This is a genomic window from Acetobacter sp. DsW_54, assembly GCF_002153575.1.
GTDB classification, from domain to species: domain Bacteria; phylum Pseudomonadota; class Alphaproteobacteria; order Acetobacterales; family Acetobacteraceae; genus Acetobacter; species Acetobacter fabarum.
Genome location: NZ_JOPD01000017.1, coordinates 23,813 through 34,737, shown reverse-complemented (window position 1 = coordinate 34,737; position 10,925 = coordinate 23,813). Strand labels below are relative to the sequence as shown.

13 protein-coding genes and 1 tRNA gene are annotated in these 10,925 nt (G+C 59.3%); 10 read left to right on the top strand and 4 right to left on the bottom strand.

Translation table 11 applies throughout. The annotated features are described in order from the left end of the window. Positions 1 to 211: 211 nt before the first annotated feature. Positions 212 to 808: a nucleoside 2-deoxyribosyltransferase gene (locus HK20_RS08190; protein ID WP_158093045.1), complete on the top strand. Its 597-nt coding sequence runs from the start codon at positions 212 to 214 to the stop codon at positions 806 to 808. Between the two features lie 13 nt (positions 809 to 821). On the opposite strand, the gene HK20_RS08185 is transcribed toward HK20_RS08190, so the two are convergent. Then, positions 822 to 1,208 carry a hypothetical protein gene (locus HK20_RS08185; protein WP_086646583.1) on the bottom strand — a complete coding sequence of 129 codons (387 nt, stop codon included), beginning with the start codon at positions 1,206 to 1,208 and terminating at the stop codon, positions 822 to 824. 162 nt (positions 1,209 to 1,370) lie between these two features. Between HK20_RS08185 and HK20_RS08180 the strand changes: the two genes are divergently transcribed. Further along, positions 1,371 to 2,159 carry an META domain-containing protein gene (locus HK20_RS08180; protein WP_086646582.1) on the top strand — a complete coding sequence of 263 codons (789 nt, stop codon included), beginning with the start codon at positions 1,371 to 1,373 and terminating at the stop codon, positions 2,157 to 2,159. 305 nt (positions 2,160 to 2,464) lie between these two features. Then, on the top strand, positions 2,465 to 3,157 hold the full coding sequence (locus HK20_RS08175; protein WP_086646581.1) for a hypothetical protein: 693 nt from the start codon (positions 2,465 to 2,467) through the stop codon (positions 3,155 to 3,157). Positions 3,158 to 3,240: 83 nt separating this feature from the next. Here HK20_RS08175 and HK20_RS08170 read toward each other — a convergent pair whose 3' ends face one another. Further along, positions 3,241 to 3,636 (bottom strand): hypothetical protein, encoded by a 396-nt coding sequence (locus tag HK20_RS08170; protein WP_198943901.1) that lies wholly within the window; start codon positions 3,634 to 3,636, stop codon positions 3,241 to 3,243. 57 nt (positions 3,637 to 3,693) lie between these two features. Here HK20_RS08170 and HK20_RS08165 point away from each other — a divergent pair, with 57 nt between their 5' ends. From HK20_RS08165 to HK20_RS13090, 3 genes are all read left to right on the top strand, one after another. Continuing rightward, the gene (locus HK20_RS08165; protein ID WP_233129138.1) at positions 3,694 to 4,566 is read left to right on the top strand and encodes a YoaK family protein; all 873 of its coding nucleotides are present in this window, start codon (positions 3,694 to 3,696) and stop codon (positions 4,564 to 4,566) included. Positions 4,567 to 4,571: 5 nt separating this feature from the next. Next, on the top strand, positions 4,572 to 5,201 hold the full coding sequence (locus tag HK20_RS08160) for a hypothetical protein (RefSeq protein ID WP_086646580.1): 630 nt from the start codon (positions 4,572 to 4,574) through the stop codon (positions 5,199 to 5,201). A 192-nt stretch (positions 5,202 to 5,393) separates the two neighbouring features. Next, on the top strand, positions 5,394 to 5,570 hold the full coding sequence (locus HK20_RS13090; RefSeq protein ID WP_165925242.1) for a hypothetical protein: 177 nt from the start codon (positions 5,394 to 5,396) through the stop codon (positions 5,568 to 5,570). Positions 5,571 to 5,639: 69 nt separating this feature from the next. Here the strand turns inward: HK20_RS13090 and HK20_RS08155 are convergent, their stop codons facing one another. Then, on the bottom strand, positions 5,640 to 5,942 hold the full coding sequence (locus HK20_RS08155; RefSeq protein WP_233129137.1) for a YggT family protein: 303 nt from the start codon (positions 5,940 to 5,942) through the stop codon (positions 5,640 to 5,642). A gap of 120 nt (positions 5,943 to 6,062) precedes the next feature. Between HK20_RS08155 and HK20_RS08150 the strand changes: the two genes are divergently transcribed. After that, positions 6,063 to 6,138 (top strand) — tRNA-Ala (locus tag HK20_RS08150). Positions 6,139 to 6,265: 127 nt separating this feature from the next. Here HK20_RS08150 and HK20_RS08145 read toward each other — a convergent pair. Beyond that, on the bottom strand, positions 6,266 to 6,655 hold the full coding sequence (locus tag HK20_RS08145; RefSeq protein ID WP_086646579.1) for a hypothetical protein: 390 nt from the start codon (positions 6,653 to 6,655) through the stop codon (positions 6,266 to 6,268). Between the two features lie 260 nt (positions 6,656 to 6,915). On the opposite strand from HK20_RS08145, the gene HK20_RS08140 reads away from it, so the two are divergent. From HK20_RS08140 to HK20_RS08130, 3 genes are read left to right on the top strand one after another with little or no spacing between them, the layout of a single operon-like run. Next, positions 6,916 to 7,377: a (2Fe-2S)-binding protein gene (locus HK20_RS08140; RefSeq protein WP_086646578.1), complete on the top strand. Its 462-nt coding sequence runs from the start codon at positions 6,916 to 6,918 to the stop codon at positions 7,375 to 7,377. Beyond that, the gene (locus tag HK20_RS08135) at positions 7,374 to 9,584 is read left to right on the top strand and encodes a molybdopterin cofactor-binding domain-containing protein (protein ID WP_086646577.1); all 2,211 of its coding nucleotides are present in this window, start codon (positions 7,374 to 7,376) and stop codon (positions 9,582 to 9,584) included. Before HK20_RS08140 ends, HK20_RS08135 begins: the two co-directional genes overlap by 4 nt. Next, positions 9,584 to 10,894, top strand: a complete 1,311-nt coding sequence (locus HK20_RS08130) for a cytochrome c (protein ID WP_233129136.1) — start codon at positions 9,584 to 9,586, stop codon at positions 10,892 to 10,894. Before HK20_RS08135 ends, HK20_RS08130 begins: the two co-directional genes overlap by 1 nt. Positions 10,895 to 10,925: the final 31 nt, after the last annotated feature.

Below are 10,925 nucleotides of genomic sequence, written 5' to 3'. Positions count from 1 at the left end.
GCTCCCGCTCTGGTATGGCCAGTATTGCACGCAGGATACCGCGCTTTTGCGCCATGCCCCATAAACAAAAAAAGCACACCCCCATTGCCGGAGTGCGAGAGCCACCCTGACCTGCCCGCCCAAGCACCCCCTTGCCCACCTTTACGCCTGACAGCACACACAAAATCTGACAACCATGCCACTTTACCCACCACCAACAGGACCCAACGCCATGCCCCAGAACCATGCAGGCACCCGGCCAGAGCAGAGCACCACACCAGAACCAGCCGTGTATCTGGCCGGACCGGGTGTTTTTGCGCTGGATGCCCGCGCACAGGGGGCACAACTGGTGGCGGCCTGCACGCGCGCGGGCCTGCGCGGCCTATACCCGCTGGATGCCGCACTCGACCCAAAAGCCTATGCTGGCCCCGCAGCCCTTGCCGCAGCCATAGCCCGCGCCAATATGGGCCTGATCCGCCAGAGCCGGGCTGTTATTGCCGATCTTTCCCCCTTCCGTGGCCCCAATGTGGATGATGGCACCGCGTTTGAAATAGGCTATGCCCACGCGCTCGGCCTGCCGGTTTTTGGCTATGCCAGCACCACCACCCCTATGGCCGCCTACCCCGAACGCGTCCTGGCCAGTGGGGAGAGCATGAGCACGGTCACGCTGGACAACCGCACAACACTGGTGGATGCCCACAACATGACGGTGGAGGATTTTGGCTTACCGGTGAACCTGATGATTGCAACGGTTCTGGCCGATTCCGGCACTGTTTTTTCCTCCGCCCAAGGGGCGATCATGGCTGCGGCGGCCCATCTGCTTACATGAATATGGGGGCAGGTCAGCCCGCTCCAGCAGCGGGTAAGGCTGCTTCACACCGGACGTAGGAATCCTTGTCCCTGAAAAGGAACAGCACATAATAATCAAGTGCCCGCCCACGCCTGCGCGTGGTGTGAGTATAGAATGGATACACATCCTGCACCGCCCCATACCCCGCAGGCAGCGGGTCTGATGCCATAATCGTATTCACACGGAACAGCGGCACATAAACATGCACCGGGCCGGGGTTGCGGCGCACATGCCACAACTGCCGACGGAACTTGCGCAGGCGGTCTGGCAGAATGAACACCATATTTTCTTCAATAAACCGTTCATCCGGCTGGGGGCTGCGCAGGTAGCGCGCATCGTCCGGCATGTCGCAAAAGTAATTGTAACCCTGAATAATCATACCCTGCTTTTAATCCCCCTATGCCCGGCAGAACAGGCCCGCCCTGCACCTTAATACCTCCAACTCCCACCTGCCCCACACGCCATGGACAAGAAAGCCGTTGTGCCCACGCGCCAAAGGGCCATACTGCTTACGGTCCGCAATAGAATGAGGAGCCATGCCATGGCCCTGCCGCGTATTCGTTCCCTTCTGGCGTCCTGCGCCTTAACCCTTGCGGCGGGCTGTGCAACGCAACCACAGCCGCTGAACACACCCGGCACAGACAACGGCGTGTATGAAGCCCGTGGGAACGAGCCATTCTGGAACTTCAGCATGGCAGCAGGCACACTGGCCCTGAGCACCCCCGATGGCCCCCGCCTGACCCGCATGATCACCCGGACCTATACCCGTGGCGACACCCGCCATTACGAGGCCCCCGACCTGGCCGTAACCATAAGCCCCACCCCCTGCCAGGACAGCATGAGCGGGCAGATGTTCACACAAAGCGTGCGCATTACCACCAAGGAGCAGACCCTTAACGGCTGCGGCGGCAACATTGTGCCCCCCACGCAACTGAACGCCACACGCTGGGTTGCCACACAGCTTGATGGCCATACACTGCACAACGGCAATGTTCTGCCCGATGCGCATGACAGCGCCACGGACGAAAACCCCGACCCGGCGGCAGACATGTTTACCCCCACGCTGGATATTAACGACAGCGGCAAGGTATCCGGGTCAGATGGCTGCAACCGTTATGCTGGTGGCCTTGTTTTTGGCCATGATGGCAAGGTGAGCCAGTCGCCACAGGCGGGCATGAGCACGCTCATGGCCTGCCCGGGCGCGCATGGCCGTGTTTCTGCCCTGTTTTTGGACCTGTTGCACACCGTGCAGTCCTGGAGCATGGAAGATGGAACCCTTGTGCTCCACACGCAGGATGGAAAAACCATGCGCCTGCGCCAGACCTTTTAACGCTACCGTGGCATAAGGCCGGTATGGGCCGGCTTTATGCTGCCCTTGGGCGGGCATGCGTAAAATTCACACAAACAGCCCGCAAAACCACACAACGAAACGAGTCCGTCTTTTTTATTGTGCTCCCAAACACCGGTTTGAGACCGCCACTAAAACAATTTTTAACCAGAAATTTACCTTTTTTGTGCAAAAGAGCGTGAGTGTATTTTAAGCATAAGCTACTCCAGAGGATTCAGAAACACGCCATGCCAGCCCGCGTTTTTAAAACCCTATCTATTTCATCCCCCCGTCTTTAAAGCACGATCATGCCCAACAGCCAGCTTTCCGGGCCTTACATTCTTACCAAAGCCAAATTTTACGATAAGTTTGTGGAATTAACCCACGACCATAGCCAGAAATTCCGCACAATCATCCATAGCATCAGTCAGGAAGAGCTGCTGGCCATTACCCTGCGCGCATTCAAAGGGGCGCAGTTGCGGGTTTCCAGTATTCTCAGTGTCGCAAAACGCTTTGCCGACCTGAACGGCACAATCCCGTTTGAAGTCAGTGCCAATCTTTATAAAAACTTTCTCAAGGCAACAGCGCGCGATACTGGTATTTATACAAAAATTACCTTTGCGGAATATCTGTATTACTCAATTCACTACGAACAGTGCAAAGAAACCTATAACGCTGAAACGCTTATTCCCACCATTTACAACCCCACCCAGCCACTTGGGCGGGTGCTGGGTGGGCATATTGCGTTAGAAATTGTGCTGCTGAACATCTGCCAGGCCAATGCCCGACGCCTGAGCGAGACGGAATGGCTGGACACAAACCCGGATATGGATTGCCATACCCAGATCATGCACATCCTGCTCCGCCACCAGTTGTTGACCTTTGAAGATGTGCAGGAAGAGTTTGAGCGCATTATGCTCTACGTGACCGCATTTGTGCTCGATACCGTACGCACGCTCTCCTCCCGCCGGACCCCGCCTGCCCCCAAACCGGAAGCATGATGCAGGCAGGGCGGGGCAAAAGCCCCCTTTAGCGCAGACCTTCCACCGGCCTCAAACCAAAAGGGGCAGGCCGTCAGGCCCGGTTACAGGTGCTCTTCCCCCTGCAGGCTTGCTGGCTGCTGCGGTTGGGCAGAACCGGGCTGGGCATTGGATGGAGCCGTTGTGCTACCCGGAGCGGTGGAGTGTTCCACATCATAGGCGGTGGCTTTCTGCTCGTATGTGCCTTTTGCGCCGGGATGTTCCTGATCGTACAGCTTGGCCTTGTTCCTGGCTTCCTTACGGTATTCATGCCTACGGTACATGCCCGTTACACAACCGGCCGTGGCCCCCAGCACGGCGTGGTTGGCCAGATGCCCACCAACCGCACCTGCGGCACCATATTTAAGGCACCCGCCCGGTTCGGCCTGTACAACGGTTGTGCCCACTGTTGCGGCCATAAGGCCGGCCAGTCCCAGTGTCATCACGCGGTGCAGTCTCATACGCTTGTCTCTTTTCCGTTCCCAAACCAGCCCTGCTTTTCAGGGCCTGCGTTATGCATGCCTGTATCTGGTGGCAGCATTATGGTTTTTAAAGACCTGATTTTTCCATCAAATACCCTGCGGCCATCCCCACAGCCCGGTATAAACCCGCTCTGTCTGGCATGGCTTCTGCCTGCCCGGCAGTGTTTGCAGCCTTCTGCCCTGTGGGGCACAATACGCTCCCATCTTTTGCCTGAACGCACAGCAAGCCCCAACATGCCAGACGCCCCTGCCACCCCTGTAGCCGTATCCGCCCGCCGTATTCTGGTGCTTGGCATTCTGGCCGGGCACGTAGATGCGCTCAGCTTTGCTCATCTGGGCGGCCTGTTTGCCTCGGCCATGACCGGCAACACCACACATCTTTCCGCAGCACTGGCCCATGCCAACTGGCACTACGCTGTGCTGCTGGGCTGCGTGCTGGCCATTTTTTTTGGTGCGGGCTTTCTGGCAAGCCTTGCCCGCCTGCGGTGGGGAGCCACCAATGGCATTGCACTCATGGTGCTTTTACTGCTGGTGGTGCAGGCTGCCCAATTTGGGGCACATGCCCGGCTGGTCGAGCTTGTGTTGCTCCCCGCCCTTATGGCGGTTCAGGGCGAGAGCATTGCCCGTTTTTCCGGCAATGCAATCCAGACCGTGGTTATCACCAGCAACATGCTCAAATGTGCCTCGGCACTGGCCAGTGCCGTAGCCCTGCGCTGCGGGGCCAGCACGGGGCCAGCATTGCCTGCGGGGGCTATTCTGCTCCCCGGTCTGTCATGGGTTGGTTTTGCCGGTGGGGCCATGCTTGGTGCGTTAGCCCTGCTGTGGCAGGCTCCCCTGCCCTTTTTATGGCCCCTGCCATGGCTTGCCATTCTGTATATTGACATCACCCCCGCAAGACCGGGAAACTAAGGCGCATGCCTGCCCGCCTTACTCCGCGCCGTTTTACCCGGCCCCTGCACCTTGTACCCCGCCTGACCCTGGCTACACTGCTTGCCCTGAGCGGGTGCGGTTATTACTCCTCCCGCATTGCGCATAAAGGGCAACTGGCCGTACTGGGCATGACCAACGAGGACCTGCAAGCCTGCGTAGGCGTACCCGACAGAACACAGATCATTAACGAGCACGTGCGGATCTACCAGTACACCCGGGGCACCAACATACCGGCAACCAACGATTCGACGCTGATCCCCCTGCAAACACTGGTTAACCTGACCCAGACAACCCTTGGCGGGGCAGGCTCCACCTGTGTGGCCTCCATCCGGCTGGTGGATGGCAGGGTAACAGACATGCATTATAGCGGTGACAACGACCAGATGATTGGCAGCGACGGGGTGTGTGCCACCGTTATAAAAGGGTGCCTGAACACCCCCGTACCCTCCGCCCATAAAGTATCGGGCACCATTTTTGGCCCGGTTTCCGCCTTCCATGCGCCTGATATTAGCGGTTTTTCCCAGTCCCCGCACAATGCGGCTCCGGCTGCACCACAGGAGCAGGCAGCCCCTGCATCCGGGCCAACACCGCCTGCACCACCAGCCCGGCCCTAGTGCCCCCGCAGGCGGGACACCGCCCGAAAATGCCGCAACGCCATGCAGCAGATAGCAGTTGACCGCCAAAACCAAAGGAGTAGTGTGACGCTGTCAGATTTGTGAATGAATCCGGCAGGTTCTGCACAGTAGGCATTCCGCGCCAGAACACCAAGCAGCTCCTGCCTTACAGGCTACAAAAGGGTTTTTGGAATGGGCATTTATCTGTGCGTAACACTTCTGGGTCTTGACCTGATCGCATACCTGCTTGGCGGCAACACCGCAGTGCTGGGCGTTGCGGTTGTGGCGTTCCTGGTGCCGGTTGTCATTATGAGCAGCTACACGCTGACCCACATTGAAAAAGACGGCACTCCCGACGCTCATCACTGAGCCTTAGCGGACAACCCGTTAAAAAAACCGCCAGCCTGCACGGTCTGGCGGTTTTTTGTATCCAACGGCCTAGTGCATGATCAATGCGCTAAACACATCGGCCAGCAGCGGCTGAATGACGTACTGAATACCCAGCAGCACGACCATGGGGCTAAAATCGACCCCACCGGGCGTTGGCAGCACCCGCCGGACAGGGGCCAGCACAGGCTCGGTCAACCGTTCCAGGAACATGCCAATCTTCCAGACAAGCTGGTTGCGGCTATCCAGTATGCCAAACGCATACAGATTGACAAAAATACAGGATATAAGGAGAATCCAGCAATAAATCTCCAGTATCCGCGTCAGCACCATGAAGAGCGAAAACACAAACACGATATAAAACCAGCTCCTTACGCTTCAAGCCCGGCAGGGCCACCTTGCAGTTATACGCCCTACAATACAACTTGACAGAAAAATCGTAAGCCCTGTAAACCACTGCCTGACAGATCAGGCGGGGCTGTAGCTCAGATGGGAGAGCGCCTCGTTCGCAATGAGGAGGTCAGGGGTTCGATTCCCCTCAGCTCCACCAACCGCCTGACTCTGCTGTTGTTTTCCTTAAAAAATATCGGCTTTTTGTAAACCACCAGCCCTTGTGTTTACACACGCTGGCGGTTCTGTGCCTCCATGCCTTGCAGGCACACGCCCCATTGCCGAATTCAGCCCGCTGTAATGGCTCCCGGCTCCATCAGATGGTCTACACCAAGTGTGCGTACACCTGTGGTTTTTGCCGTGCCCAGCAAAGCGCTTCTCAGGCTTTCCACCGCATCCCGCACAAGCTGCACAATTGCCTCGCGGTCCTGATAACCGCCAAGCTCCAGTGCGTTTTGATAAAGGCTCCAGACTGTGGACCAGATAATGCCCGGTGTCAGGTAGAGCGACCATTCATTATCCGCAGGCAGAGCGTTTTTGATCTCCTGCAAAATCTGCGTAATTTCCTTCAGATCGAACGAAATCGCTGTTTCCTCACAGGCCTTGTTTTCAACACCTGCGGCCAGACGTGCCAGCTTCCACAAAAGTGCATCCGGGGTGCCGGGGGTGGTGTTCATGGGGAATCGCCTCTCATGCTGTGTGCCTGCATATGATGAACGCAGGCGTGGGCTGTAGCAACGCCAGCGCCATCACGGCAGCGTTTACTCCACTTGCACGGCCATTCCTTACTGGCATCAAATCTGCGCAACGGTAGGAATGTATTCATTTATATACAGATGATTTTTCAAAAAACCCGGCACATTCTTCATCCTTCCCATTTCGGAAACAAACCAATTCCATTACATTGCAAGGCCCAGACCCACCCCAAGGAGCCACCATGCTGAGCCTGAACATAAACGGACAATCCCACCAGGTGGATGTCGATCCAGACACCCCCCTTCTGTGGGTTCTGCGCGATGTTCTGGGCATGAACGCCACCAAATTCGGCTGTGGCATAGCCCAGTGTGGTGCCTGTACCGTGCATATGGATGGCCGGGCCGTGCGGGCGTGCAACCTGCCGGTAGGGCTGATTGGTGAGCAGCGTATCAGCACGCTGGAAGGGCTGAACCCCACAGATCCCGTAACCAAAGCCGTGCAGGACGCATGGGTGGCACTGGATGTGGTGCAGTGCGGTTACTGCCAGCCGGGGCAGATCATGGCGGCTATTGCACTCCTGCGTGCCGTCCCCCACCCCACGGATGAACAGATAGACAGCGCCATGTCGGCCAATCTGTGCCGTTGCGGCACGTATGTGCGTATTCGCGCAGCCCTCCACCACGCGGCGGGAGCACTGGCATGACCACACAAACACCACGCCCCGTACTGGCCAGCCGCAGGCAGATGCTGGGGGCCGGGGGCGCCCTTCTGCTGGCCACGTTCTGGCCCACGCCACGCCGGGGCCGGGCACAGGGCACGTCCGTGCCCGCCAGCACAGCCCCCGAGCAGGGGCTGCTGGTGGAAAACGCACAGGGAGCCTTTGCCCCCAACGCCTATATCCGCATTGCAACGGACAACCGCATTACCCTTATTCTGCCCAACGTGGAAATGGGACAGGGCATTTACACATCCTCCGTCATGCTGATTGCCGAAGAACTGGGCATAGACATGGCGCAGGTGGAAATTGAAGCCGCTCCCCCCGGCGGCGGGGCCGAAATTACGGGTGGCTCCACCTCGGTCATGACCGAGTGGCTCCCGCTCCGGCAGGCCGGGGCCGCAGCGCGCAGCATGCTGGTACAGGCCGCCGCCACGCGCTGGCAGGTGCCGGTGGCGGAGTGCACAACCCGTTCGGCCACAATTATCCACGTGCCTACCGGGCGCTCCCTGCCTTTTGGTGCGGTTGCCGCTCAGGCAGCCACGCTGCCCGTGCCACAAAAACCCACACTCAAGGACCCTGCCACTTACACCCTGCTGGGCAAGCCCCAGCACCGCATAGATAGTGCGGTCAAGGTGCAGGGCCGTGCCATTTTTGGCATGGACGTACAGGTGCCGGGGCAAAAAATCGGCACCGTAGCTGCCTGCCCGGTGGTCGGTGGCACGCTGACAGGCATGAACAAGGCCGCAGCCCTTGCCATACGGGGCGTGCAGGCCGTGCTGGTCAACACGGCCAATAACACCGTGTGCGTTGTAGCCGACCATTACTGGGCCGCCCGCAAGGGCCTGCGCGCGCTCAAGCCCCAATGGCATGATGGCTCTAACGCCCATGTGACGACCCAGACCATCTATGACCAGTTGCATGATGGCCTGAATGGCCCCGCCATTGTGGCCAGCACAAAGGGCGATGCCCCAGCCGTTATTGCCCACGCGGCGGCCACGCATACCGCCACCTACCAGCAGCCCCTGCTGGCCCATGCCACCATGGAACCCATAAACTGCACCGCCCATGTACGCCCCGATGGGTGCGACATATGGACCGGCACACAAATTGCCGACCGCGCGCGGGACACGGCGGTAGAACTGACCGGTCTGCCCAAAGACAAGGTTAATGTGCACTGCCAGTATATTGGCGGGGGTTTTGGCCGCAGGCTGGAACATGAATACGTTACCCAGTGCGTGGAGTTTGCACGGCAGGTGCCCCACCCGCTCAAGATCATCTGGAGCCGCGAGGAGGACCTGACGCACGACCGCTACCGCCCTGCCTACGTGGACCAGATGACCGCCGCACTGGACAGCAAGGGCTTTATAACCGCGCTGACCCACCGCATTGTCGGCCCCGCCGTGGTTGCCCGCTGGGACCCGCCGGAACTGACCAAGGACGGGTATGACGAAGATCTTTCCGTCGCGACCGTTATTACGCCTTACACCTACCCCGCCTACAGGCTGGAATTTGCCCGGCGTGAAGCCCCCGGCGTTGTTACCGCATGGTGGCGCGGTGTAGGCGGCACACGCGGCCTGTTTGTGGTGGAAGGTTTTATTGACGAGCTGGCCCACCGCGCAGGCGCGGACCCCGTAGCCTACCGGCGCGCCATGCTGGCCCAGAACCCCCGCGCTCTGGCCGTGCTGGACAAGGCCGCACAGGCCGCAGGCTGGAACACCCCTCTGCCACCGGGCCGCGCACGCGGTGTGGCCGTGCAGTTTGCCTTTGGCTCCTACATGGCCAGCATTGCAGAGGTGGAAATGCCCGAACCCGATAACGTAATTATCCACCGCGTAACCGCAGTGGTGGATTGCGGGCGGGTGCTCAACCCCGATCAGGTCATCTCGCAGATCGAAGGGGGGCTGATCTTTGGCTTTAGTGCGGCCCTTTATAACGAAATCACGCTCGAAGGGGGCCGTGTGCAGCAAAGCAACTTCAACACATGGCGTGTCATGCGCATGAACGAAGCGCCTTGCAAAATTGATGTCCTGCTCATGCCCAGCACGGAAGACCCCGGCGGCATTGGCGAGGTTGGCACCGCAGCCGCAGCCCCCGTTCTGGCCAACGCCATGGCAGCGGCACAGGGGCGGCGCTACCGCACACTGCCACTCCTTTCCCCCCGCAATGGGGCAGACCACAAGGAGCAGGGCTGATGCGTAACCCCATGTCCTTCCCCTTTATTTCCACCTGTGTGCAGGGCGCACGGGTAAAGTTCTCCCGGGTGGGTGGTGCCCTGTCTGGCGTACTCCTTGGCGGGGCAGCCCTGCTGGTCACCACAGTACATGCCCATGCAGCAGCCTCTGCCCCCAATGTGGAAAACGGGCGCTACCTGGCCCGCGCGGCGGACTGCGAGGTATGCCACACAGCCGAAGGCGGAACACCCTATGCAGGCGGGCGGGCCTTCAGCCTGCCGGGAGTGGGGGTTATGTACGCCCCCAACATTACGCCGGACAAAACCGCAGGTATTGGCGCATGGACCGACCAGCAGTTTGTGGATGCCGTGCGCAAAGGCATATCCCCCCACTGGATGCACCTTTACCCCGCCATGCCCTACCCCGCCTATGCCCGCATGAGCGATGCAGAAGTGCGGGACATACGCGCCTATCTGGCAACCCTGCCGCCATCTGCACAGAAAACACCTGAAAACTCGGTCAAATTCCCGTTCTCCATCCGTAGCCTGATGGTTTTTTGGAACATGCTCAACGGCCCGGCCGCAAGCTATGCCAATGACCCGACCAAACCAGCGGACTGGAACCGTGGCCGCTACCTTGTGGAAGGGCCGGGCCATTGCGCAGACTGCCACTCCCCGCGCACACGAACCTTCGGGCTGGATGCAAGCCGCGCACTGGGCGGCAATGTGGTCAATGGCTGGCGTGCATATAACCTGACACCGGACAAACAGAGCGGGCTTGGCGCGTGGAGTGATGAAGCTCTTGCCCAGTACCTTTCCACCGGTCATGCCGATGGCCATGGCACAGCAGCAGGAGACATGGCCGATGTTATTGGCCATAGCCTGCGCTACCTGAGCGCATCCGACATTCATGCCATGATTGTGTATTTGCGCAGCATTGCCCCCCTGCACACGGCGGAAGATACGGTGGAAGCCAGAACCCCCACAGCGGGTGATGCCAGCTTGCCCCAGAACACGCGCGGTGCACGCCTGTATGCGTCTGCCTGCGCAGGGTGCCACATGCCCGATGGCACGGGCCGCCAGTCCAGCTTTGGCACCATTACGGGAGCGCGCTCACTCGGGGCGGATAACGGGCGCAACCTTGTGCAACTGCTGGTGCAGGGGAGCGGCATGCAAACCACAACGGGTGTGCAGATTATGCCGCATTTTGCCGGTGGCGGGCTGAGCGAGCGGGATCTGGCCGACATTGCCAGCTTTGTCATGACCCATTTTACCACAGCCACCCCGCACAACATGGAACAGGCAGTGCATGACGCCAGACAGGCTGACTAAACGGCTCCTGACATAAAACAGCCCTAATAGA